The following is a 23,268-nucleotide window of genomic DNA, read 5'->3' on the forward strand; positions in this document are numbered from 1 at the left end:
TCATGCCCAGCGGTTACAAGATCTCCGTCACCGAACCGATGTCCGGCGCCGCGTCCGGGTTCAGGACGCCGGTGAGCTCCACCAGTTCCGGCTCGACGTCGTGCGGCTGGATGCGGCCGTCGCGGATGTCTTCGGCGTAGTGGCAGGCGACGCGGTGGCCGGCGCCGATCTCGCGCAGCTCGGGGCGGTCGGTGTCGCACAGGCTCGCCTGCCGCCACGGGCAGCGGGTGTGGAACCGGCAGCCCGACGGCGGGTTGGCCGGCGAAGGCAGGTCGCCCGCGAGCAGGATCTGCTCCCGGGTGTCCTCCACGAGCGGGTCCGGCACGGGAATCGCGGAGAGCAGCGCCCGGGTGTACGGGTGCAGCGGGTTCTCGTACAGCTCGGCCGACGTCGTCTCCTCCACCAGCGCGCCCAGGTACATCACGCCGATGCGGTCGGAGATGTGCCGGACGACGGCGAGGTCGTGGGCGATCACCACGTACGTGAGGCCCAGCTCGTTCTGCAGGTCCTCCAGCAGGTTCACCACCTGCGCCTGCACCGACACGTCGAGCGCGGACACCGGCTCGTCGGCCACGATCAGGTCCGGCTCCACGGCCAGCGCCCGCGCGATGCCGATGCGCTGGCGCTGCCCGCCCGAGAACTCGTGCGGGTACTTGCGCAGCGCCGTCTCGGGCAGGCCGACCGCGCCCAGCAGCTCACGCAGCCGCTGGTCCGTGGCGGCCTTGTCCTTGGCCAGCCCGTGCGCGCGCATGCCTTCGAGCAGGATCGACTCCACCGGCTGCCGAGGGTCCAAACTGGACATCGGGTCCTGGAAGATCATCTGCATGCGGCGGCGGGCCTTGCGCAGCTTCTCGCCCTTGAGCTGGGCGACGTCGGTGCCGTCGAACACGACCTTGCCGGCCGTCGGCTCGTTGAGCCGCAGGATCGCGCGGCCCAGCGTGGACTTGCCGCAGCCGGACTCGCCGACCAGGCCGTAGGTCTCGCCGCGGCGGATCGACAGGTCGACGCCGTCCACCGCGTACACGTGGCCGACGGTGCGGTCGACCACGACACCGCGCTTGATCGGGAAGTGCACCTTGAGGTCGGTGACCTCCAGCAGGACCTCGTCCTGCGGCTCGTTGATCACCTCGGTCATCGGGCTCCTCCTGCGGTGGCCACGGCGGGCTTCACCGGGTTGTGGCAGCGCAGCAGGCCGTTGCGGTCGGACACGAGCTGCGGCGAACGCTCCTGGCAGACGTCCAGCGCGTTGGGGCAGCGCGGCGCGAAGGCGCACCCGCCGTCCCACGGGATGTTGTCGGACACGGAGCCGGGGATCGGCACGAGCTTCTCGCCCCGGCCCACGTCGAGGCGCGGGATCGAGGCCAGCAGCCCGTGGGTGTACGGGTGCCTCGGCTCGGCGAACAGCGCGTGGCGCTCGGCGCGCTCCACGATCTTGCCGCCGTAGAGCACGTTGACCTCGTCGCACAGACCGGCCACGACACCGAGGTCGTGCGTGATCATGATCAGCGCGGTGCCGGTGTCCTGCACCAGTTCCCGCAGCAGCGCGAGGATCTGCGCCTGGATGGTCACGTCGAGCGCGGTCGTCGGCTCGTCGGCGATGAGCAGCCGCGGCCGGCATGCGAGCGCGATCGCGATGAGCGCGCGCTGGCGCATCCCGCCCGAAAGCTGGTGCGGGTACTCGGAAAGCCGCCGCGTCGGGTCGGGGATGCCGACCTTGTCGAGCAGGTCCGCGGCCTCGACTTTGGCTTTGCTGCGCGACATCCCGCGGTGGCGTTCGAGCACCTCGGTGATCTGCAGCCCGATCGGGATCACGGGGTTGAGCGAGGACAGCGGGTCCTGGAACACCATGCCCAGATCGCGCCCGCGCCGGTCGCGCATATCGCGGTCGGAGATCTTCAGCAGGTCGGTGCCCTCGAACGACACCGAACCGCTGACCTTGTTGCCGCGCTTGGCCAGCAGCCGCATGATCGCCAGCGACGTCACGGACTTGCCGCAGCCGGACTCGCCCACGAGCCCCACCGTCTGGCCGGGTTCGACGTCGAAGCTGACGCCGTCGACCGCGGTGAACGGCTTCTCACCGCGGCGCTGGAACACGACCGTGAGGTCGCGGACTTCGAGGAGTGCCATGGGTTACCGCCGGTTCTTCGGGTCGAGGGCTTCACGCAGGGACTCGCCGAGCAGCGTGAACCCGAGCGCCACCACGATGATCGCGATGGCCGGGTAGTACGCGAGCTCCGGGCGGATGTCGAGGAACTGGCGCGAGGCGTTGCCCAGCATCAGCCCCCACTCCGCACGCGTCGGGTCCGGGTCGCCCAGGCCGAGGAACGACAGCGCCGCGGCCTCCAGGATCGCGGTGGCGAGCGTGAGCGTGGCCTGCACGATCACGGGGCCCAGCGAGTTGGGCAGCATGTGGCGAAAGACGATCGTGCCGCGTTTGACGCCGAGCGACGTCGCGGCCAGCACGTGGTCGGCTTCCCGTTGCGCCAGCATGGAACCGCGCAGCAGCCGCGCGAAGATCGGCACGCCGATGATCGACACGGCCAGGATCACCGTCCACTGGCTCGGCTTCGCGAACAGCGCCGCGATCGAGATCGCCAGCAGCAGCGAGGGGAACGACAGCAGCACGTCGACCAGTCGCATGAGGACGGTGTCGACCCAGCCGCCGAACGCACCGGCGAGGCCGCCGATGATGACCCCGATCAGCACCCCGATCACGGTCGCGAGCACGCCGACCAGCAGCGTCTGCTGGGCACCGACGATGAGCCGCGACAGGAAGTCGCGCCCGAAGTCGTCGACGCCGAGCGGGAAGCCCGGGCTCGGGCCGGGGATGATGCCCTTGCCGAGTTCGACCTGGTCCTGCAGGTAGCGGATCTGCGGGTCCTTCGGCGCGATCAGCGGCGCGAAGATGGCCAGCAGCAGGAACAGCAGCGTGATCACGCCACCCGTGATGGCGACCGGGCTGCGGAGCATGCGCCGGAACGCTTCGGCCCCGAGGCTGCGCCCGCCCGCCGACGCGGCGGCGAGCTTGTCGATCGGTTCTTTCTTCTTGGCAAGCAGAGTGTTCATCGCACACGCACCCTCGGGTCGATGATCCCGTACGAGATGTCGACCAGCATGTTCACCAGCACGTACACCAGAGCCCCGAACAGCAGCAGAGCCTGCAGGCGGGGGTAGTCACGCCGTTCGATGCCTTCGGCCAGCAGGAAGCCGAGGCCGCGGAAGTTGAAGACCCGCTCGGTCAGCACCGCGCCGCCGAGCAGCGCGCCGGTCTGCAGGCCAATGGTGGTGACCACCGGCAGCAACGCGTTGCGCAGCACGTGCCGGCGCCGGATCACCGACTGCGTCAGGCCCTTGGAGTTGGCCGTGCGGAGGAAGTCTTCGTTGAACACGTCGAGCACCGACGCGCGGGTGATGCGGGTGATCACCGCGAGCGGGATGGTCGCCAGCGCGAACGCCGGCAGGATCAGGTGCTTGATCGCGTCCCAGACGGCGTCCCACTCGCTCGTCATGATGCCGTCGAGGATGGCGAAGTTGGTGATGCTCGTGGCGTCGATGCCCGGGGCCTGGCGGCCCTGCGACGGCAGGCCGAGCGGAGCGGCCAGCAGGTCCTGCATCGTGTAGCCGAGGAAGAACACCGGCACCGCGACGCCGACCAGCGTCAGCACGATGATGATGTTGTCCGGGATACCGCCGCGGTAGCGCGCGGCCAGGTAACCGAAGGGCACCCCGAGGACGATCGCGATGAGCATCGCGGAAAGCCCGAGTTCGATGGTGGCGGGGAGGAACGTGCCGATCTCGCCCATCACCGGCTGGGCCGAAACGAGCGAGTTGCCGAAGTCGCCGGTGACGGCGCGGCCGAGGAACTTGAAGTACTGCAGGATGATCGGCTGGTCCAGACCGAGCACGTGGTTGAGGCTGGCGATCTTCTCCGGCGTCGCCTTGTCACCCAGGAGCGCGGCCGCGGGGCCGCCGGGCAGGGAGCGCAACCAGGCGAAGACCAGGATGGACAGGATGAGGAGCGTCGGAATCGCTTGTAGCACCCGACGCACTAGGAAACGGAGCACTTGTAGTCCTTTGTGTACAGCCCGGGAACGTGGGCAAAGGGGGCAGGCGCGGTAGCGCCTGCCCCCCAGCCCGGCTGCTCAGCGGAGCACGTCAGCCGATCGTGACGTTGTTGAAGCGTTCGTCGGTGAGCGGGCTCGCCACCACACCCTTGATCTTCGGTCCGACCACGATCGCCGGCGTCGGGTAGGCGATCGGGATCGCGGGCAGGTAGTCCATGATCTGCTTGTTCACGCCCTGGTAGGCCTGGGCGTGCGCGTCGCCGGCCGGCGAGGCGTCCGCCGCGGCGAGCGCGTTGAACAGCTCGGGGTTGTTGAACCCGAACTCCTTCTTCTCGCGGCCGAAGAACGTGCCGACGAAGTTGCCGGCGTCGTTGTAGTCACCGGTCCAGCCGAGCAGGTGCAGGTCCTGCTTGCCGAACTTCTGCACGTCGTCCTTGTAACCGCCGTTCCACGGCTCGGCCACGGGCTGGATGGTGATGCCGATGTTCTTCAGGTCCTCGGAGATCGAGGTGAACGTGTCGGCCGGGTTCGGCATGTAGGGCCGGGTGACCTCGGTCGGGTAGTAGAACTTCAGCGTCAGGTTGCTGGCGCCGGCCTCGGCGAGCAGCTGCTTGGCCTTCGCCGGGTCGTACGGGTACTTGGTGACGTCGTCGGTGTAACCCGAGATGGCCTTCGGCACGAACTCGGTGGCGACCTCGGAACCCTCGGCCAGCTTCGACTTCACGAACTGCTCGCGGTTGATGCCGTAGGCCAGGGCCTGGCGGACGCGCACGTCCTTGAGCTTCGGGTTGCCCGACTGGTTGATGCCCAGGTACAGGACGTTGAACGAGGGGCGGATGAGGACCTGCTCACCCTCGTTGCGCAGCAGCCCGTAGTCAGCCGGCGCCGGGAAGTCGTAACCCTGGATGTCGCCGGCCTTCAGGGCCTGCTTGCGGGCGTTCTCGTCGGGGATGACCTTGAAGACGAGCTTGTCGAGCTTCGCCGGCGCGTAGCTGGAGTCGTTGCGCACCAGCGTGATCTCGCCCTTGCCCTGGTCCCAGCTGTCGAACTTGAACGGGCCGGTGCCGGTCACGAACTTGTACGCGTAGTCGCTGTAGGTGAAGGAGTCACCGGACTGCGTGACCTTGTCCGCGTCGTGCTGCTTCATCGCGGTCGGGCTCTGCATCGCGAACGACGGCAGCGTGAAGGCGGCGGGGAACGCGCCCTTGGCCTTGTTCAGGTTGATGACCGCGGTCGACGGGTCCTTCGCCTCGCAGCTCTTGAAGACGGGGTCGCCGGCGGCGTCGCCCTCGTTGTGGGCGAAGCCCTCGAAGACGTCGCCGTAGTAGATCATCTGGCTCTGGGCCGCGGCGCCCTTCATGTTGTACCAGCGGTTGAAGTTGTAGCAGACCGCGTCGGCGTTGAAGTCCGTGCCGTCACTGAACTTCACGCCCTGCTTGAGGGTGAAGGTCCAGGTCTTGCCGTCGTTGCTCGACTCCCACTTCGTGGCGAGCGAGGGCTCCAGCTCCGCGGTGCCCTGCTTGTTCTGGATCAGCGTGTCGAGCATCTGCCGCGTGATCCGGAAGGTCTCGCCGTCGTCGTTGAACACCGGGTCGAACATCTTCGGGTTGCCGGTGTCGCCGAAGACCATCGTGCCTCCGGTGCCACCGCCTCCGGCCTCGTCGCGCTTCGACTCGGCGCACGCGGTGAGCGAGACCGCGAGCACCCCGGCAAGCCCGATCAGGGCCGCTCGACGTGTTCGGGTCAGGCGCAATTGCTGCATCTGGCACCCCTTGGGAGATGTTCGGTGTCAAGAACCGTCCGGTCGGTCAGGAACTCTCGGACGGTCGGTGTGCTCGCCGACACTAGCGGGAACTCGGCTTGCACTTAAGCACGTGAGGTTACGATCGCGCTACGTAAGGGCCAAAGTCACCGCAATGTGTCGAGAATTGTGTACGCAACGTGACGAATTTTGTCGCATTGGTACGGAGAGTGGCGCTAGGGCCACTCTAATGGCCTAGTACCGAAGCAGGTTTTCGGGTCGTTTCGGACGCGGGGTGACGATCAAGGCAGTCTGGTTTGTGCCGATTCGGGTGTGCCGTCGACGGCGAACCAACCTTGTTCGAACAACTGCCAGCGACGCAGATCCGCGCGCGAAGCCTCACCGTCCCGGGCCACGGCGCGCTCCAGCCGTTCGGCCTGCGTGCCGCCCTGGATCCAGCACAGGTGCGACAACCGCGACCGCATCGAACGGCGGCCGCTCGACACGCCCTCCAGCACCAGAACCCCAGGCACCTCAACGGTCACGAGCTCACCCGGTCGTGGTTCCCCAGAGGTCCAGTCCACCCGCCGGTACTCGCCGGCGCGCCCGGCTGAAAGCGGTTCCAGCACGCCACGCTCGAGCTGCGGCCACCACGCCACGGGGTTGTCCCAGGTCGCGAACGCATCGGTACTGACCAATGCGGCCCGTGCTCCCAGCTCGGCCACCACGGCCTCGGCGAGCGTCGACTTGCCGGCCCCGCTGGGCCCATCGACCGCGAGCACACGAACGCCGCCCAGCCGAGGCGGGGCGGCGAGCAGTGCGGAGATCAGCGAACGCGTGCGGGACTCACTTCGGGCAGGCCCTTCACGTCGTCGGGCGTGGCCGTCTTGGCCTCCAGCGCCTCGATGCGGGCCTGCAGCTCCCGCTTGGCGTCCTCGAGCTCGCAGCGCAGCAGCGCCGTCTCCTCGACAGAGGTCCGGACCTCTTCCTCCAGGTGCCCGACCTCGGTGGACAGATGCAGCGCGACGAGTGCGAGGACGACGCCGGCCAGGAGGAACACGAAGTTCGACGGGGTCTGGACCCCGGTGATCTTCGCCAGGAACTCCGCGGCCTGCGGGATCACCGCGAGCACCACGACACCCACGGCGACCACGAGCCACACGCCCGCGTACTTCTCCCGAAGCTTCCTGCGCCGCATCATCTCGAGGACGACGAACAGCACCAGGCACGCGACCACGATGCTCAGTACGCGCCAGCCGGCCATGAATTCCCCTTACGCTGCGTCGGACGAGTCGACGGACGGACGGCGGCGGACGAGCGCCAGCAGCAGCGCGAGCCCGGCGCGGGAGAGGTACACAGCCGATTTCACCGGCGAGTGGCTGGGCGTGCCGGCGACACGCTCGCGCATCACGACCGGCACCTCGGCGATCGTGAGCTTGCCCCGGATCGCCATCACGAGCGATTCCACGGTGTCGCCGAGGTACTCGGCCGGGTAGTAGTTCGCGAACATGCGGATCGCCCGCGGTCCCATGGCTTTGAAGCCCGACGTGACGTCGGTGATCTTCCGCCTCGCCAGGCGCGAGAAGACGAGTGAGAGAGCCACCATCGCGTACTTGCGCGGGCCGACGGCGCGGTAGGCGCCCTTGCCGGCGAAGCGGGAGCCGATCGCGATGTCGGCACCTTCGTCGAGGGCCGCGAGGAGCGCGCCGACCTCTTCGGGGTCGTGCTGACCGTCGGCGTCCACCTGCACCACGACGTCGTAGCCGCGAGCGGCGGCGTACCGGAAGCCGGTGCGCATCGCGCCGCCGACGCCGAGATTCACGGCGAGCCGGGCGACTTCGGCACCCGCGGCCCGCGCGAGCTGCGCCGTGGCGTCCACCGAACCGTCGTCGACGACGAGGATGTCCATCCCCGGCAGGGAGGTCTTGACCTGGCTGATGACGGAGCCGACGCTGGCCTGCTCGTTGAGGGCGGGCATCACGATCAGAACGCGTCGGGTGCTCACGGAGGTGGTGGACACGGAGATCACTCTAACTTCTCACTGACCGTGAGGAGCGGCGGACCCGGGAGAGGCACCCGCCGCGACGACGCCCTGCTGGCCTTCGATCTGGTAGATCGTGGCCCCGTCGTTGTGGAAGACCTCGTGGAAGTCCGGACCAGCGACGATGTCCGCGACTCCGACGGACTGCTCGGCCGTGGGCGTCGCCTTGCCCTTGCCCACGATGACGTAGCGCACGTGCAGGTCGGTGAGGTCCTTGCGCACCTGCGGGTACTGCTCGATGTCGTCCAGCCACACGGACAGGTAGCCGGCCTCGGTGTCCGGGTCGGCGCCGTAGAAGGTCCACTCCACCGGGGTGACCCCGGCCAGGGCGTACATCCACACGGAACCGTCGGCCTTGTCGTTCATCACGCGCTCGCCGGGCGCGGTGTGCTGGCCCAGCCACTGGTAGGCGGCTTCCTCGGCCTTCGAGACGGTGGGGCCGTCGCCGTAGTTGATCTCGAGGCGCGCGGTGTTGCGTCCGATGTAGCCACCGCGGCTCAGCCCGCCCACGACGATGGCGATCAGGACCGCCCCGATCAGGCCGAGCGTGGCGGGCTGCAGCTTCACGCGCGAGCCGACCTTGCGCGCGAACCAGCCCGAAACCGTGTGGGTGAACTCGCCGAACGCGACGCTGCCCGCCAGCGGCACGAGGGCCGCGATGCGCCAGTGGTCGTTGTAGAAGATGCCGGTGATCGTGTGGATCAGCGGCGTCTCGAGCGAGACGGTGGCCGCGAACAGGCCACCGAACACGATGTACGCGCCGACCATCCACATCATGCGGCGGTGGCGCACCATCAGGAAGATGCCGATGAGGGCCGGGATGCCGATCCACCACTGCGGGAAGTCGGCCATCGGGGAGAACGTGATGGTCTCGCCCAGGCCGCCGCTGACCGTGGCTTCCGAAGACCACGTGGCGCTGGTCACGCCGCCGACGTTGTAGAGCGACGGCAGCACGAGCGGCACGCCCAGCACGGCGGCGAGCACCACGGTCGCGATGAGCGACGGGCCGGAGCGGCGCCAGTCGATCTTCTCCCAGCGGAACAGCACCGCGAGCAGGATGAGGATGAAGTAGACGGCGATCACGAACACGATGCTCGTGTGCAGGCCCGTGAGCCCGGCCACACCGACACCGATCGCCACGGGACCGGCGATGCCCATCGGCTTGAGCAGCAGCTTGGCGATGGCCAGCATCGCGGGGATCATCGCGACGCCCGCCACGTACGGCCACAACGGACCACGCCACAGCGAGTCGTACGGGAAAGCGGTGAACCACGTCGTCACGGCCGCGGCGGCCGCGATGCCCAGCGGCGGCATGTTCCAGGCCCGGCACATCGCGGCGACGCCGAGCGGCACGCTGAGGATCACGGCGAGCACCGCGAGGTTCAGCGTGGGCATCATCGTGAGCCCGGCCTTGTCGAACACGAGGGCGAGCAGCGCGTGGTAGGTGTCGGGGTAGAAGTAGTCGGTCTGGTTGGGCAGGTTCGCGATCGTGCCCACAGTGGACGGCCGCGCGTCGCCGTGCTCGGCGATCCAGCGCACCAGGTTCGCGTGGAACGGCGCGTCCCAGCCCTGCTGCACGCGGTCGATGCCGTTGGTCCCGCGGAAGAACGTGACCGTGCCCACGGCCATGCCGACGACCACGCCCAGGCCGATCAGCACGTGGTCGCGCACCGAGCGCGCCGGCTTCTCCTCGGGCTCGCGCTCCGGGTGGCGGCGCGCGGCGAAGCGGCGGACGCCGAAGCCGATCGCGAAGCCGACGAGGGCCAGCACCACCGTCCACAGTGCCACGTCGAGCAGGTTCCAGCGGATGCCGAGGTCACCCAGCACCGGGACACCGAGCGCGACGATGCCGAACGTCAGCAGCGGCCCCGCCGCGGCGAGCGTCCACCCGCGCAGCCCGATGGCGGTGCCGAACACCAGCCCAGGCACCCAGAAGGCGAGCAAGATCAGTACTACGTTCATCGGATTCGCTGTCCAACCCTTACCGGCTCTTCACACCGACTTCGTCGCCGGCCTGAGCTCGCCTGCACAGTACTCAGACGCCCGGGGTGCCCTGCACGTTGCCCGGCCGTCGCAAAACGAACGCCGCCGCGACCACGAGACCCACGGTCGGCCCGACGGCCAGCCCGACCACGGCCCGCAGGATCGTGTCACCCGGCAGCAACAACAGCACCAACGCCGTCGAAACGGCGACCACGGCCCAGGTGACGAGCACCTTGTTCGCCTGCGTCCTGGCGACGAGGACCGCGGTCATCAACTGCATTGCGGTGAGCAGCACGGCACCCCACACCATGCCGGCGACCCACCAGCCCTGGGCCAGCGCGTAGTTCGAGCCGAAGAGCAGCTGCACCACCCAGGGCCCGATCACCAGGCCGACCAGGGCGCCGACGACGCCGAGCACGAGCGTGCCGAGCGTGCCCAGCACCAGCAGCCGCCGCAGGCGGTGCATGCCGTCGGCAGAGCCGGAGAGCCGCACGACCGTCGGCACCGCGAGCGCCTGCAACGGCGAGAGCAGCAGCAGCGGGACCCGCGAAACCTGCAGCGTTGCGAACAGCACGCCCACCCGGGTGGCGTCGCCGCCGGGCGCGAGCACGTTGACCAGCGCCGGGTAACCCGTGATCACGCTGGCCGTGAGACCCGCGCTGAGCAGCAGCAAGAGGATGCGAGAGGTGATCGGCCGCCAGCCGTCGCCTTCCACACTGGTGTCGATCATCCCGCGCGCCGAACGCACGAACAGCAGCCAGGCGAACGACCCGACCGCCGCCGCGATCGCGAACGACACCACACCGGTAAGCCCCGCGATGACGACGAGACCCAGCAGCACCGCGCGCACGGCCGCTTCGGCGACGACCAGCCAGGAATAGGGCCGGATGCGGTTGTGCCCGACCAGCAGGCCGCGCATGGCGAACTGGCAGGCGAAGGCGATGCCGCCGCACAGCGCGATCACCCCGAGCTCGAGGTGCCCGGAGTACAGCCGCTGGTTGAGCACCGGAACGGCGATCGTCACCGCGGCCACCACCGCGATCGCCGCGGCGCCGACGGCGAGCGCGCGCAGCGCCGGCTTGCCGACCCGTCCGCCGTCCATCGACGCAACCGCGGACTGACGGGAAAGTTCCTGCTCCAGCGGTGAAAGCGCGCTGCCGAGTCCCATGAGGATGCCCCAGAACGAGGCGAACACCGCGTTGTCGACCGGACCCAGCAGGCGCGGGGTGAGGAAGGAGAAGACGTAGCCCAGGGCGATGGCGACCAGCAGGGAGACGCCGATCTTGCCCGCCGACTTGCCGGTTTCCTTGGCCAGCTCGCGCTGTCCCTCGTCGGTCACCGGTGTGCTCGGTGTGCTCATCGGGCGGACCGGCGGCGGGAGCGCAGGGCCATGACCAGACCACGGATGGCGCCGGCACCGAACCCGGCGCCGAACACCGGTGCGAGCAGGGCGACTGCGCGTGCTTCGGACTTCGTGGCGCCGAAGCGCGTCACGGCGGCGCCCGCGGCAACCGAACCGGCGGCGGCGAGCGCCACGGCCGTCTTCGGGCGGCGCGCGGCCAACCCGACACCGACGAGGCCGACGGCGAAAGCGGCGAAGAGGCCGTTGCGCGCGGGGCCGGGCGAGGCGAGGTAGGAGTCCACGAACGTGGTGCCGCGGAAGTACGACTGCGCCGTGAACTTCTTGAAGGAGTCGCGCCCGTGGTAGGTCGCGGAGAAGTCCGGCGCGAGGAAGATGCGGTGGCGCTCGGCGATCCAGCGCAGCACGCCGGTGTCGTCGCTCGCGAAGCGGGAATCGTCGAACAACGATTCGAATGCGGCGCTCGCGTTCTCCAGAACTTCGCGCGGCGCGGAAAAGAATCCCGTGCCCTTGGGGAACACGTCGAATTCGTCGATCCCGAACGACATCAGTCGCGGATTCGCGCAGTAGCGCCGCCACGGAATCTTCACCATGCCGGCGAGGAAGCCGGCGTAGGGATTGCGCTCGGAGTCGACGTTGATATGGCCGTTCCACACCGTGCGCTCGGGATGCGCCACGAGCTGGTCGCGCAGGAACACGAGTGCGGTCTCGTCGACGATCACCCGGCTGTCGACCAGCACGACCTGCTGCCCGGAGGCCTTGGCGAGCCCCGCGCGACGGGCCTCGAAGCGCCCGCTGTTGGGCTGGGCCAGCACGGTGATGCCGTGGCGCCGCTGGAGTGCGGCCAGCTTCTCGGGCGTTCCGTCGGTGCTGCCGTCGTCGACCACGACGATCTCCGCCGGCCAGCCCGCGGCCTCCGCGGCCGCGACCAGTGCGCCGACGCTGCGTTCGATCCAGTCCTGCTCGTTGTAGACCGGAATCACGACGCTGAGCGAGGGGAGGAGCGGGTTCGCACTCACGGGGCGAGGCTACCCTGTGCCCCGGGGCCGGACGTGCCCAGTATCCTTCGGACACCGCATACCGACCAGAAACGGGCCTTCCGGTGATTTCCTTTATTCTCGGCACCACCGCGGAACTGATCAAGATCGCACCGGTCTACCACGGGATCGCGGAGCGCGGGGTGCGGCCGAAGATCTGGTTCACCGCGCAGCACGTGGACGAGGTCGCGGACGCGCTGTCCGACCTGAAGCTGCCGGAGCCCGACGTCTGGCTCATGCCGCGGGACAAGGCCCACAACCTGGAGTCGCCGGCGCAGGTGCCGGGCTGGGCGGCGCAGGTGCTGCGCACCGCGTGGGGCCGGCGGGCCGAGTTGCGCGCCGCGCTCGTCGAGGACGGGCGGCCGCCGCTGGTGCTGGTGCACGGAGACACGTTCACCACGCCGTACGGGTCGCTGATCGGCAAGCGCATCCTGAAGTCGCGCGTCGGGCACGTCGAGGCGGGCGCGCGGTCGGGCAGCATCCTGTCGCCGCTGCCCGAGGAGCTGAACCGCAAGATCGCCGCGAAGATCGTCGACATTCACTTCGCGCCCACTTCGCGTGAGGTCAACAACCTGCGCCACGCGCGCGGCGTCGTCGTCGACACCGAGGCGAACACCGCGATCGACGCGATGCGCCTGGCGATCAACCAACCGCTGGACGTGCCGAACCTGCCGGAGAAGTTCGGCCTCGCCACGCTGCACCGCTTCGAGCTCGTCTCGCGCGCGGACAAGTACCGCGAGGCGCTGGAGATCCTGCGCGAGCAGAGCCGCAAGATGCCGATCCTGTACATGGCGGGCGCGCCGGAGCGGGAGAAGATCCGGTCGCTGGGCCTGGACAACCTGTTCGACGACAAGTTCATCGCGCAGCCCAAGATGCGGTACCTGAAGTTCCTGCCGCTGGTCGCGAAGGCCGAGTACGTCGTCACGGACTCCGGCGGCCTGTCCGCCGAGTGCTACTACCTCGGCCTCCCCTGCGCGGTCCACCGCGAGCGCACCGAAACGCCCCAGCACCTCGGCGAAACGGTCGTGCTCACCGAAATGCGCGGTGACAAGCTGCAGAACTTCCTGGACACGTACCAGAACCGCCGCGGTGAGTCCTGGATGGACAAATACCACCCGTCCGACATCATCGTCGACACGCTGGCGCAGCTCGGCTACTGCTGAACCACGGCAACGCGAAACGGCCCCCTCACCGCGGTGAGGGGGCCGTTTGTGTCGCTACAGCGTTTGTCGGCTACAGCGCTCGCCGGCCGGACAGCGCGCGGCCGAGGGTCAGCTCGTCGGCGAACTCCAGGTCGCCGCCCATGGGCAGGCCCGAGGCCAGCCGCGTGACGGACAGGCCGGGGAAGTCGCGCAGCATGCGGACCAGGTAGGTGGCCGTGGCCTCGCCCTCGGTGTTCGGGTCCGTCGCGATGATGATCTCCTTGACGTCCGCCTCACCGATGCGCTTGAGCAGCTCACGCATGCGCAGCTGCTCCGGCCCGATGCCCGACAACGGGTCGAGCGCCCCGCCCAGGACGTGGTAGCGGCCCTTGAACTCGCGCGTGCGCTCCACGGCCAGGACGTCTTTCGGCTCCTCGACCACGCAGATCACCGTGAGGTCGCGGCGCTCGTCCCGGCAGATGCGGCAGGTCTGCTGCTCGGAGACGTTGCCGCAGATCTCGCAGAACTGCACGCCTTCCTTGACCTTGCCGAGCACGTCCTGCAGCCGCCCGATGTCGGCGGGATCCGTTGCCAGGAGGTGGAAAGCGATGCGCTGGGCGCTCTTCGGCCCGACCCCGGGCAGCCGCCCGAGCTCGTCGATCAGGTCCTGGACCACACCCTCGTACAAGGGTCAGCCGCCGAACCCGAGGGCGCCGAGGTCCGGCATCCCACCGCCACCGCCGAGGCCGCCGGCCAGGGGGCCGAGCTTCTGCTCGGTGAGCTTTTGCGCGTTCGCCGACGCGTCGCGCACCGCGGCGACCACGAGGTCGGCCAGGGTCTCGACGTCGTCCGGGTCGACCACCTTGGGGTCGATCACGAGGTTCTTGAGCTGGCTGTCGCCGGACACCGTCGCGGTGACCAGGCCGCCGCCCGCGGTGCCCGTGACCTCGGTGTTCGCGAGCTCCTCCTGCGCCTCGACCAGCTTCTGCTGCATCTGCTGCGCCTGCTGCATGATCTGCGACAGGTCGAAGCCGCCGCCGGGTTGCACCATGATCGCTCTCGATCCTTCCGCCACTGGGTGTTCCTCCCCAGCGTAGCCGCGTCGCCGCGCTGCCTGCCCAGGCGCCACGCGCACGCCTGTGGCACGGTGGTCGCCGTGCGCGTGAACCCTCTCCCGCTGCTGGCCGGCCTGGTGCTGCTCACGGCGTGTTCCGGTGGCGGCGGGACGCCGGCCGCGGCTCCGGCGCCGAGTACGTCGGCGCCCGTGACCACGACGTCTTCGGCGGCTTCCTCCTCGGCGACTTCGCCCCCACCGGTGCCGTCGACGTCCTCGGCCAAGTCCGCCGGGCCCGCGGTGACGGGCAAGGTCGTGGTGCTCGACCCCGGGCACAACGGCGGCAACGCGTCGCACCCGAAGGACATCAACCGCAGCGTCCCGGCCGGACGCGGCGAGATGAAGCCGTGCAACACGACCGGCACGGCCACCAACGCGGGGTACTCCGAGCACGCGTTCAACTTCGCGGTGGCGCAGGAAGTCGGGAACGCGTTGGCGGCCAAGGGGATCAAGGTCGTCTACACCCGCACGAACGACACCGGCGTGGGCCCGTGCGTCGACCGCCGGGCGGAAATCGGCAACGAAGCCGAGGCCGACGCGGTCGTCTCCATCCACGCCGACGGCTCCACCTCCGCCGGCGCGCACGGGTTCCACGTCGCGTACTCGTCGCCGCCGCTGAACGCGGCCCAGGGCGCCCCGTCGACGCGGCTGGCCCGCGCCCTGCGCGACGGGCTGCGCGCCGACGGGTTCACCACGTCCACCTACATCGGCAGCGCGGGCCTGTCCGCGCGCTCCGACCTCGGCGGGCTGAACCTCTCGACCCGCCCGACGGTGCTGGTGGAGTGCGGCAACATGCGCAACGCCGCGGAGGCGGCGCTGATGTCGTCGGCTGCCGGGCGCGCGAAGTACGCGGCCGCCATCGCCGAAGCGATCGAGGCCTATCTCGCGTGACGCGCGGGGTGGCGCTAGTCGAGCGGACGCGCGCCCAGGTGGTCGGAGATGAGCTTGCGGGCGATCTCGTCCGGGTCCTCGTCCGGAGCCGGCGGAGGCGGCGGCGGGACGGGGCTCGAGTCCTCCGAGTAGATGTCGTCGTCCTCGTCCGAGGGTTCGGGCGGGAGCGGGATGTCCGGCTCGGCGGTGGTGACCTTCGGGCGCGCCGGCGGTTCCGGGGCGCGCGGGGGCTCGGGTGCGGCCTGTTGCTGCTGCGGCGCGGGGGCCGCGGCGGCGGGGGCGGACGGAGCGGCTGATGGGCGCGTGAACGAGCGCTCCGGCGCGGGCGCGGCCTGCTGACGCTGGGGCGCGGCGGCGCGGGACGGAGCGGCGGCCGCGGCGGCGCCGTGGACGCAGCGAACCTGCCACTCGCCACCCAGCACGTCAGACAGCGCGCCGGCGATCTTGCGCGCGTTGTCCTGGTCGGACAGGCGCCGGGCGAGGGGCTCGGACTTGTGCGTGAGGGTGACGCTCGTGCCCTCGACGTCGACGACAGTCGCCTGCGTGAGCATCGCTTCGAGGCTGCGGCCGCCGGCCAGCTTGCGCAGCGCGGCCAGCAGCTGCGGCCAGACGTTGCGGATCGCGGCGGCGTCGAGGCCGCCTTCGGACGCGGCGGCGGGGGCCGACGGTTCGGGAGCCGGTTCGGGGGCGGCGGCGGGCGCGGGCGCCGCGGTGCCGCCCGGCGTCCGCGGGGTGCCCCAGCCGTCGTCGGACGGGGCCGGGGCCGCGGATGCGACAGGCTCTTCCGCCGGACGCGCCGGAGCCGGCGGCTGAGCCGCAGGCCGCGACGGTGCCGCCGCGGGCGCTTGAGCCCGCACCGGCGGCTCGGCGGCCGGAGCAGCAGGCGCCGCGGAAGCCGGGCGCTGCGAAGGGCGCTGGAACTCCCGCTCCGGCGCGGGAGCCGACCGCAGCTGCGGCTCGACCCCCGCCTCACCGCCACCACCGGCGACGACGGCACGGCGTTCGAGCCGCTCGATCCTTGCCAGCAAAGCCTTTTCCGACTCCGTGACCGAAGGCAGCAGCATCCGCGCGCACAGCAGTTCGAGCACGAGCCGCGGCGAAGTTGCGCCGCGCATCTCGAGAAGTCCATTGTGGACGATGTCGGCGTAGCGCGACAGCGTGCCGAGACCGATGCGTTCGGACTGCGCGCTCATCCGGCCCAGCTCCTCGGCGGGCGCGGACACCAGACCGCGCTCGCCGGCCTCGGGCACCGAGCGCATCAGCACGAGGTCACGCAGGCGGTCGAGCAGGTCGGTCGCGAAGCGGCGCGGGTCGTGGCCGGCGTCGGCGAGCTTCTCGACCGTGCTGAACACCGTGGCCGCGTCTTCGGCCGACAGCGCGTCGACCATGTCGTCGATCAGCGCGACGTCGGTGACGCCCAGCAGCGACACCGCGCGCGAGTACGTGACGCCCTCGGGCCCCGCACCGGCCAGCAGCTGGTCGAGCACCGACTGCGTGTCACGCGCCGAGCCGCCGCCCGCGCGGATCACCAGCGGGTACACGGCGGGCTCGACCTGCGCGCCCTCGGCCGCGACGTTGCGCTCCAGCAGCGCGCGCATCGAACTCGGCGGGATCAGGCGGAACGGGTAGTGGTGCGTGCGCGAGCGGATGGTGGTGAGCACCTTGTCCGGCTCGGTCGTCGCGAAGATGAAGATCAGGTGCTCGGGCGGCTCTTCCACGATCTTCAGCAGGGCGTTGAAGCCCTGCGTGGTGACCATGTGCGCCTCGTCGATGATGAACACGCGGTAGCGCGACTCGGCGGGCGCGTAGAAGGCCTTGTCGCGCAGCTCGCGGGCGTCGTCGACACCACCGTGGCTGGCCGCGTCGAGCTCCGTGACGTCGACGCTGCCGGGGCCCTCGGGCGCCAGCGCGCGGCACGAGTTGCACTTGCCGCACGGGTCCGGCGTCGGTCCTTCGACGCAGTTGAGCGAGCGCGCCATGATGCGCGCGCTCGACGTCTTCCCGCAGCCGCGCGGCCCGGAGAAGAGGTACGCGTGGTTGATGCGGCCCGCCGCGAGAGCGGTCCGCAGCGGTTCGGTCACATGCTCCTGGCCGACGACCTCGGCGAAGGTCGCCGGACGGTACTTGCGGTACAGCGCGAGAGCCACTCCGCGAGAGTACCGGCACCGACCGACAACCTTCGCCTGGCCAGGTCAGCGCACCGAGGCGGCCGCCTTCGCCGCGTCCGCGACCAGCGCGTTCACCGCGGCGACGTGTGCGGCGGTCGTGGCGTCACGCTGCTGGGCGCGCGGCACCTCATTGGCGAAGAACGCCTCGAGCGCCGAGTCCGGGCCGTCGAGCGCACCCTGCGCGACCGCGTTGACCTCGTCGGCCCCGGGGGCGGACATGGCCCGGCCGACGAAGATGCGGGCGTCGATCTCCTTCGCCTGGTACTGCCCCTTCTCGAGGAACGCGGTGATGTCCGCCGGCGTGCCGTCGAGCGCTTCCTGCGCCCGTGCCTTCGTCGCGGGACCACCGGCGGCCATGATCTGGTCCACGGCCACGCGTTCGTCCACGTCCTTGCCCGGGTAGTTCTTGGTGCGCAGGAACTCCTTGACCTGAGCCCAGGTGCCGGCCAGCGCGTCGGCCGCGGCCTGCTTCAGCGCGGGCTTCCCGTCGCCGTTGGCGATCGCCGTGACGGCCGCGCGGTCGTCGGCCTCCTGCGCGGTGTCGAGGCCGGTGCGGACGAACGCGGTGAGGTTCTCGTCCGTGCCGCTCAGCGCCGCGCGGGCCGCGGTGCGGACGGCGGTGCCGGCGTTGCGCAGCAGGTACAGCGCAGCCGAGCGGCCGTCGGTCAGCGCGAGCGCCGGGTCGGTGCCCGGCGCGACGGCCTCGGCGAGCTGCCGGTCCTTCTCTGCCGCGAGCTGCGCCGCTTCGTCGGCCTTCGCTTGGGCGTCGGCCTCGGCCTTCGCGGCGTCAGCGGCCGCCTTCTGCCCGGCCGCCTGTCCCGCGGCGAGCTGCTTGGCCAGCCGGTCGGCGTTCGCCTTGCGGGCGTCGCTCGCGAGCTTCGCCGCCGAGTCGGCCGCCGCCTGCGCCTGGGCCTTGAAATGGAAGTCCGCGGCCTTGCGCGCGAGGTCGCGCTGGTGCGTCACGGCCGCGATCTCGGTGTCGCCCGCCGCGGCGACCCCGCTCCACAGGGACAGGTAGTAGCGGACGTCCTCGATCGTGCCGTTCAGGGCCTGCTGGCCGGCCGCGTGGACCTCGGGCCCGCCGGCGGACATGACCTGCGTGGCGCGCACGCGGTCGTCGTCGGCCTGGGCCTGGGCGAGGCCGGTCTGCAGGAACTCGTGCCGGTCGGCCGGGGTGCCGTCGAGCGCGATCTGCGCCGCCCGCTTCACGCCGGGGCCGCCCGCGGACATGGCCTGGTTGACCAGCAGGTCCTCGTCGATCTCACGCGAAACCTGCAGCCCGGTGGCCAGGAACGCCCGGATGTCGTCGGGCGTGCCGTCGAGCGCCTTCTGCGCGTCCCGCTTCACGATCGGCCCACCCGCGGCCATCGCCTGGTCGACGAGCAGGCGCTCGTCGTTGTCCTGCGCGTTCTGCCGGCCGGTGGCGAGGAACTCACGCAACTCGTCGGCGGTGCCGAGCAGGGCCTTGCGGGCCTCGCTCGTCATCGTCGGGCCGCCGGTCTCGTACAGCGCCACGGCCTGCGCGCGGTCGCTCAGCACGTCGGCGCTCGCCGGCGTGGCGATCCCCAGCCCGAGCGCCAGCACAGCGCCGGCGACGAGCAGTCTTGTCCCGTTCAACGGTTTCCCCCACATCGGTAAAGGATCTTCCGAACCCTTATCGCCGGGGACACGAAGGCGTTTCAGGTTCACCCGAAACCGCCACAAGTACGCTCGGACAGACTCGTCCGAAGAGAGGAACCCCGTGAGCCGTTCTGCCCGCAGCCGTGACAAGGGTGGGCCGCGGCCGGGGAAGTACCCGGTGCGGTTCGGCACGGCCGAGCTGCTCGCCGACGCCGATCGGGCAGGCGCGTGGCTCATCTCGGTCGACGGGGTGGCGCAGTCGTACGTCGACCTCGACGATCCGACGAACCTGGAGTTCGACTACGTGCGGCGGCTCGGCGATGTCGTCGACTGCCTGCCCGAAGGGCCGCTCGACGCGCTGCACGTGGGCGGCGCCGGGTGCACCCTCGCCCGCTACGTGGCGGCGACGCGGGCGGGGTCGCGCCAGCTGGTGTTCGACGCCGACGGGCCGTTGATCGAGCTGGTGCGCGAGCAGCTCGACCTGCGCAGCGTGCCGCGGTTGAAGGTGCGGATCGAGGGCGGGCGCGAGGGCGTGGCGTCCCGCTACGACGCGTCGGCGGACCTCGTGGTGGTGGACGCGTTCGAGCGGGCGTCGTTCGCGGGCGGCCTGGCGACGGTGGAGTTCGTGACCGACGTGGCGCGCGTGCTGCGCGGCGGCGGCGTGATGCTGGCGAACATCACCGACGGGCCCGGGCTGGCGTTCGTGCGCCGGTTCCTGGCGACGGTCGGCGAGGCGTTCCCGCACGTCGTGCTGCTGGCCGAGCCCGGGGTGCTGCGCGGGCGGCGGTTCGGCAACGTCGTGGTGGCGGCTTCGCGCGCCGAGCTGCCGGTGGACGTCCTGACGCGCAGGGCGGCTTCGTCGGCGTACCCGGCGCGCTGCGTGTCCGGCGACGAGCTGGGGAAGCTTCGCGGGAAGGCGCTGCCGGTGCGAGACGCCGAGCCGGTCGCGTCGCCGGTGCCGCCGGAGGACGTGCTCGGGCTGTTCTGAACCGGCCCCGAAAACAGCCCCGGAAACAAAGGGGACCCCGCGCACCCGTCAGAGCCTGCTTATCCTTGCTGCCTTCCGGCCCTGGGGAGGTTCACAGGGTGGACGCCGCGCGGGGTCCGTTGTCCAGTGTAGCGGAGGCGACCCCGCGCCTAGCTGCCGACCGCTTGTTTGAGCTCCTCGATGAGCGCCGGCGTCAGGACCTCGGTGGCACGGTTGGCGAACATCGCCATCTCGTACGCGATGGTGCCCAGGCTGGCCTGTTTGTTGGCCAGCACGCCGAGCGAGCAACCGACGCTGATGGTGCAGACCAGCAGGTAGCCGCGCTCGAGCTCGACGATCACCTTGTCCGGCGAGCCCAGCGGGTGGCTGTCGGCGACGCCCTGGGCGAGGCCCAGCATCGCGGACGAGATGGCGGCGAGACGGTCGGCGTTGGCGCGTTCGAGCTCCTGGGACATGGCGATGAGCAGGCCGTCGGACGACACCGCGAGGGCGGCGATCGCGCCGGCGGTGTGGAGCGCGAAGCGGTTGACCAGCCAGTTGAAGTTCTGGGCTTCGGCGCTGACTTCCGGGATCGTCATGTCTCTCCTCCTGCGTTGGCGGTGGCGGTGGCTCGCGACGCGTCTGCCTTGGCCACGCCGTCGGAGTACGAATCGAAGACTGCCCGTTCCGCGGCCGGATCACGCAAACCGCGGCGGACGGCGCGCAGCGGGGTGCGGATGGTCTGCTGCGCCTTGAGGCCCGGGGCCAGCTGAGCGCCGGGGACGCGGCGGGTCAGCTCCTGGTCCAGCGGCGCGAACCGCTGCGTGGTGAGGCCGTGCACGGCGGACTTCGTGCGTTCCAGCTTCGCCGCCAGCTCCTTCGCGCGGGCGACGGCGGTCTCCACCGTCTGCTGGGCCGGCACCGGCGGGTCGGCGGACAGCGAGGTGGCGAGGTCGTCGCCGTCGAGGATGAAGCCGGACGCGGGCGGCTCGTCGGGTTCGGCGTCGGGCCACTCGGGTCCGGGTTCCGGCTCGGGCTCGGGTTCCGGGTCGCGGAACCACGTGAAGCCGAGCGACGCCGTTTCCAGGACCGCGATCGCGGGCGCCGGCAGGGGTTCGGGCGCGCGGCCCGCGTCGAACAGGCCCGCGGCTTCGGCCGCCGGCGCCGATTCCACCGGCTTGTCCTCGACCGGCGCGTCCATGCGGTCGAACTGCGCGGCCGGCACGGTGACGCGCGCGGTGACCCCGCCCGTGTCCGGAGTGGAGGTGAGTTCGACTCCCAGCGAATGCCGCCGCGCGAGCCGGCCGGCCACGAACAGGCCGAGCACGCTCGTCGGCGCGAGCTCGAGGCGTTCGCGTTCCAGCAGGCGGCGGTTCTCCTGCGCCAGTGTTTCCGCGGCCATGCCGATGCCGTGGTCGACGATCGCGACGACGAGGTCGCCGGACTCCAGGAACTCCGTCTCGACCTCGACGCTCGTGGTCGGTGCGGAGAACGACGTCGCGTTCTCCAGCAGCTCCGCGAAAAGCCGGACGAGGTCGGCGCCGAGCGAGGACGTCAGCTGCACGTCGGGCAGCTCCCCCAGCCGCACGCGGGGGAAGTCCTCGATCTCGGCCAGCGCCGCGCGCACGGCGGTGGACAGCTGGATCGGGCCGGCGATCGGGTTCTCGTCGTGGGTGCCGGAGATGACGAGGAGGTTGTCGGCGGTGCGGCGCAGGCGCGCGGACAGGTGGTCGAGCCGGAACAGCCCCGCGAGCGCGCGCGAATCCTGCTCGTGGCGTTCGAGCTCGTCGACGAGCGCGAGCTGGCGGCCGACGAGGTTCTGCGTGCGCTTCGCGACGTTCGCGAACATCAGGCTCGTGTTGCGCCGCGTCAGCGTCTGCCGCTCGACCAGGGCGGCGGCGGTGGTCTGGACCCGGTTGAACGCGGTGGCGAGCTCGCCCAGCTCGTCGTCGGAGGCGACGTCGATGGTCGCCAGGCGGGGTGTCTGGTCGTCGTCGGTCTCGGTGTCGCCGACGCGGACGAGCTCGGCGTCGGCCAGGTCGGCGACAGAGGTGGCGGCCGACGTGAGGCGGCGCAGCGGCTCGGCGATCGAGCGGCTCACGGCGATCGCGAGGAACGCGACGAGTCCGAAGAGGACGGCCGCGCCGCCGCCGACCAGCCAGGCCAGCCGCGTCGCGGCGGCCGCGCGGTCGCCGGCCGCGGCGTTGATCTCGGCCGTCACGCGGTCCTGCGCGGTGCGGCGTTCGGCGGCCTGCTGCTGACCGGCCGCCACGACGTCGTGGACGTAGGGCTCGGGCGCAGCGTCCGGCTCGGGCAGCTGCGTGGCGAGCTGGTCGACGCGGTGGGCGGCCTCGCCGGAGTCGACGTCCGCCAGGATCGCGGCCTGGTCGTGGCCGGCGAGCTGCGTGAAGCGGTCGGCGTGCACCTGCGCCCGCTGGGTCGCTTCGTCCAGGAGGGACTGTCCGGCCGACTGCGACTGGGCCGCCACGACCAGCGCGGTGACGCGCAGCGACTCCTCTTCGTCGGCGCGCAGGAGCGCTTCGAGCGCGGAGAGCTGACGAGCGCCCTCGGCGTCGGCGGCCGTGCGCGGCACGAGCTGCAGCCCGTCGATCAGGGCGCTCACCACGGTGTCGTACGTGCGGGCGATGCGTTCGGCGGAAATGCTGCGGTGCAAGGTGTTCTGCCGCTCGTCACCGAGGGAGGCGACGCGCGTCAGCGCCGTCTTCAGCTCGGCCGGCGCCCCGGCGCCGAGCGTGGTGCGGAGCTGGCCGACGGTCGCGTCGACGGTCTGCTGCTGGTGCACGAGGTCGGAGTCGGGCGTCGAGGGCGCGGCCACGAACGCGGCGGCGAGCACGCCCTCGCGCTGCACCTGCCAGACGAGCCCGCTGAGCTCCTGGGTGTTCCACGCGGCGCGGACGGTGTCGTCGGCCGAGGCGACGCTGCCGGTCTGCTTGACCACGAAGGGCACGGAGACCAGCAGCACGGCGGCCAGCGGCGGCAGGAGCAACAGGTTGAGCTTGCCGCGGATGCCGAGTCTCGACAGCACCCGCGCACCGGCCCACCGGGGCCGGGTCCTGCCGTGGCGCATCAGCGTCACCTTCCCGTTCCTCCGCTCACGGCACCGCGGGCGGACATCTGTA

The 23,268-nt window shown here is 70.8% G+C and carries 20 protein-coding genes and 1 other RNA gene; 3 read left to right on the forward strand and 18 right to left on the reverse strand.

The genetic code is table 11. The features are described 5' to 3' along the window. Positions 1-13: 13 nt before the first annotated feature. The 11 genes from ACQPXB_RS47060 to ACQPXB_RS47110 form a co-directional block, all read right to left on the reverse strand. Positions 14-1,135 carry an ABC transporter ATP-binding protein gene (locus ACQPXB_RS47060; protein WP_366584040.1) on the reverse strand — a complete coding sequence of 374 codons (1,122 nt, stop codon included), beginning with the start codon at positions 1,133-1,135 and terminating at the stop codon, positions 14-16. After that, positions 1,132-2,127: an ABC transporter ATP-binding protein gene (locus ACQPXB_RS47065; protein ID WP_432848528.1), complete on the reverse strand. Its 996-nt coding sequence runs from the start codon at positions 2,125-2,127 to the stop codon at positions 1,132-1,134. Before ACQPXB_RS47065 ends, ACQPXB_RS47060 begins: the two co-directional genes overlap by 4 nt. A gap of 3 nt (positions 2,128-2,130) precedes the next feature. After that, on the reverse strand, positions 2,131-3,066 hold the full coding sequence (locus tag ACQPXB_RS47070; protein WP_366584042.1) for an ABC transporter permease: 936 nt from the start codon (positions 3,064-3,066) through the stop codon (positions 2,131-2,133). Next, positions 3,063-4,064, reverse strand: coding sequence for an ABC transporter permease (locus ACQPXB_RS47075; RefSeq protein ID WP_366584043.1), 1,002 nt, complete (start codon positions 4,062-4,064; stop codon positions 3,063-3,065). Before ACQPXB_RS47075 ends, ACQPXB_RS47070 begins: the two co-directional genes overlap by 4 nt. A 91-nt stretch (positions 4,065-4,155) precedes the next feature. Further along, the gene (locus tag ACQPXB_RS47080) at positions 4,156-5,826 is read right to left on the reverse strand and encodes an ABC transporter substrate-binding protein (RefSeq protein WP_366584044.1); all 1,671 of its coding nucleotides are present in this window, start codon (positions 5,824-5,826) and stop codon (positions 4,156-4,158) included. 281 nt (positions 5,827-6,107) lie between these two features. Then, positions 6,108-6,587, reverse strand: coding sequence for a uridine kinase family protein (locus tag ACQPXB_RS47085; RefSeq protein ID WP_432848531.1), 480 nt, complete (start codon positions 6,585-6,587; stop codon positions 6,108-6,110). 44 nt (positions 6,588-6,631) lie between these two features. After that, on the reverse strand, positions 6,632-7,069 hold the full coding sequence (locus ACQPXB_RS47090; protein WP_366584046.1) for a DUF2304 domain-containing protein: 438 nt from the start codon (positions 7,067-7,069) through the stop codon (positions 6,632-6,634). A gap of 9 nt (positions 7,070-7,078) precedes the next feature. Continuing rightward, positions 7,079-7,783 carry a glycosyltransferase family 2 protein gene (locus ACQPXB_RS47095; protein WP_386944858.1) on the reverse strand — a complete coding sequence of 235 codons (705 nt, stop codon included), beginning with the start codon at positions 7,781-7,783 and terminating at the stop codon, positions 7,079-7,081. Positions 7,784-7,843: 60 nt separating this feature from the next. Continuing rightward, complete coding sequence (locus ACQPXB_RS47100) at positions 7,844-9,808, reverse strand: DUF6541 family protein (protein ID WP_432848533.1); 1,965 nt, start codon at positions 9,806-9,808, stop codon at positions 7,844-7,846. A gap of 73 nt (positions 9,809-9,881) precedes the next feature. Beyond that, positions 9,882-11,189 carry a hypothetical protein gene (locus ACQPXB_RS47105; RefSeq protein ID WP_432848535.1) on the reverse strand — a complete coding sequence of 436 codons (1,308 nt, stop codon included), beginning with the start codon at positions 11,187-11,189 and terminating at the stop codon, positions 9,882-9,884. Next, entirely contained in the window at positions 11,186-12,208 is a 1,023-nt protein-coding gene (locus ACQPXB_RS47110) for a glycosyltransferase family 2 protein (RefSeq protein ID WP_432848537.1), read from the reverse strand. The genes ACQPXB_RS47105 and ACQPXB_RS47110 overlap by 4 nt, the downstream gene beginning before the upstream one ends. An 83-nt stretch (positions 12,209-12,291) precedes the next feature. Between ACQPXB_RS47110 and ACQPXB_RS47115 the strand changes: the two genes are divergently transcribed. Further along, positions 12,292-13,389 carry a UDP-N-acetylglucosamine 2-epimerase gene (locus ACQPXB_RS47115; RefSeq protein WP_366584051.1) on the forward strand — a complete coding sequence of 366 codons (1,098 nt, stop codon included), beginning with the start codon at positions 12,292-12,294 and terminating at the stop codon, positions 13,387-13,389. 70 nt (positions 13,390-13,459) lie between these two features. Here the strand turns inward: ACQPXB_RS47115 and recR are convergent, their stop codons facing one another. Then, positions 13,460-14,056, reverse strand: coding sequence for a recombination mediator RecR (gene recR, locus ACQPXB_RS47120; RefSeq protein ID WP_360601243.1), 597 nt, complete (start codon positions 14,054-14,056; stop codon positions 13,460-13,462). A gap of 3 nt (positions 14,057-14,059) precedes the next feature. After that, the gene (locus tag ACQPXB_RS47125) at positions 14,060-14,419 is read right to left on the reverse strand and encodes a YbaB/EbfC family nucleoid-associated protein (RefSeq protein WP_366584052.1); all 360 of its coding nucleotides are present in this window, start codon (positions 14,417-14,419) and stop codon (positions 14,060-14,062) included. A 96-nt stretch (positions 14,420-14,515) separates the two neighbouring features. Here ACQPXB_RS47125 and ACQPXB_RS47130 point away from each other — a divergent pair, with 96 nt between their 5' ends. After that, the gene (locus ACQPXB_RS47130) at positions 14,516-15,373 is read left to right on the forward strand and encodes an N-acetylmuramoyl-L-alanine amidase (RefSeq protein ID WP_432857143.1); all 858 of its coding nucleotides are present in this window, start codon (positions 14,516-14,518) and stop codon (positions 15,371-15,373) included. Positions 15,374-15,387: 14 nt separating this feature from the next. Here the strand turns inward: ACQPXB_RS47130 and ACQPXB_RS47135 are convergent, their stop codons facing one another. Both ACQPXB_RS47135 and ACQPXB_RS47140 read right to left on the reverse strand, forming a co-directional pair. Next, the gene (locus ACQPXB_RS47135) at positions 15,388-17,520 is read right to left on the reverse strand and encodes a DNA polymerase III subunit gamma and tau (RefSeq protein WP_432848542.1); all 2,133 of its coding nucleotides are present in this window, start codon (positions 17,518-17,520) and stop codon (positions 15,388-15,390) included. A 45-nt stretch (positions 17,521-17,565) separates the two neighbouring features. Further along, on the reverse strand, positions 17,566-19,158 hold the full coding sequence (locus tag ACQPXB_RS47140) for an ALF repeat-containing protein (RefSeq protein ID WP_432848544.1): 1,593 nt from the start codon (positions 19,156-19,158) through the stop codon (positions 17,566-17,568). A gap of 124 nt (positions 19,159-19,282) precedes the next feature. Here ACQPXB_RS47140 and ACQPXB_RS47145 point away from each other — a divergent pair, with 124 nt between their 5' ends. Further along, positions 19,283-20,149 carry a spermidine synthase gene (locus tag ACQPXB_RS47145; protein ID WP_432848546.1) on the forward strand — a complete coding sequence of 289 codons (867 nt, stop codon included), beginning with the start codon at positions 19,283-19,285 and terminating at the stop codon, positions 20,147-20,149. Positions 20,150-20,175: 26 nt separating this feature from the next. Here ACQPXB_RS47145 and ffs read toward each other — a convergent pair. The 3 genes from ffs to ACQPXB_RS47160 form a co-directional block, all read right to left on the reverse strand. Beyond that, positions 20,176-20,270, reverse strand: an RNA gene (ffs, locus tag ACQPXB_RS47150) — signal recognition particle sRNA small type. Positions 20,271-20,298: 28 nt separating this feature from the next. Continuing rightward, positions 20,299-20,727 (reverse strand): roadblock/LC7 domain-containing protein, encoded by a 429-nt coding sequence (locus ACQPXB_RS47155; RefSeq protein WP_364051435.1) that lies wholly within the window; start codon positions 20,725-20,727, stop codon positions 20,299-20,301. After that, entirely contained in the window at positions 20,724-23,216 is a 2,493-nt protein-coding gene (locus tag ACQPXB_RS47160; protein ID WP_432848548.1) for a sensor histidine kinase, read from the reverse strand. Before ACQPXB_RS47160 ends, ACQPXB_RS47155 begins: the two co-directional genes overlap by 4 nt. Positions 23,217-23,268: the final 52 nt, after the last annotated feature.

Source organism: Amycolatopsis sp. CA-161197, from assembly GCF_050942255.1.
Taxonomy (GTDB): domain Bacteria; phylum Actinomycetota; class Actinomycetes; order Mycobacteriales; family Pseudonocardiaceae; genus Amycolatopsis.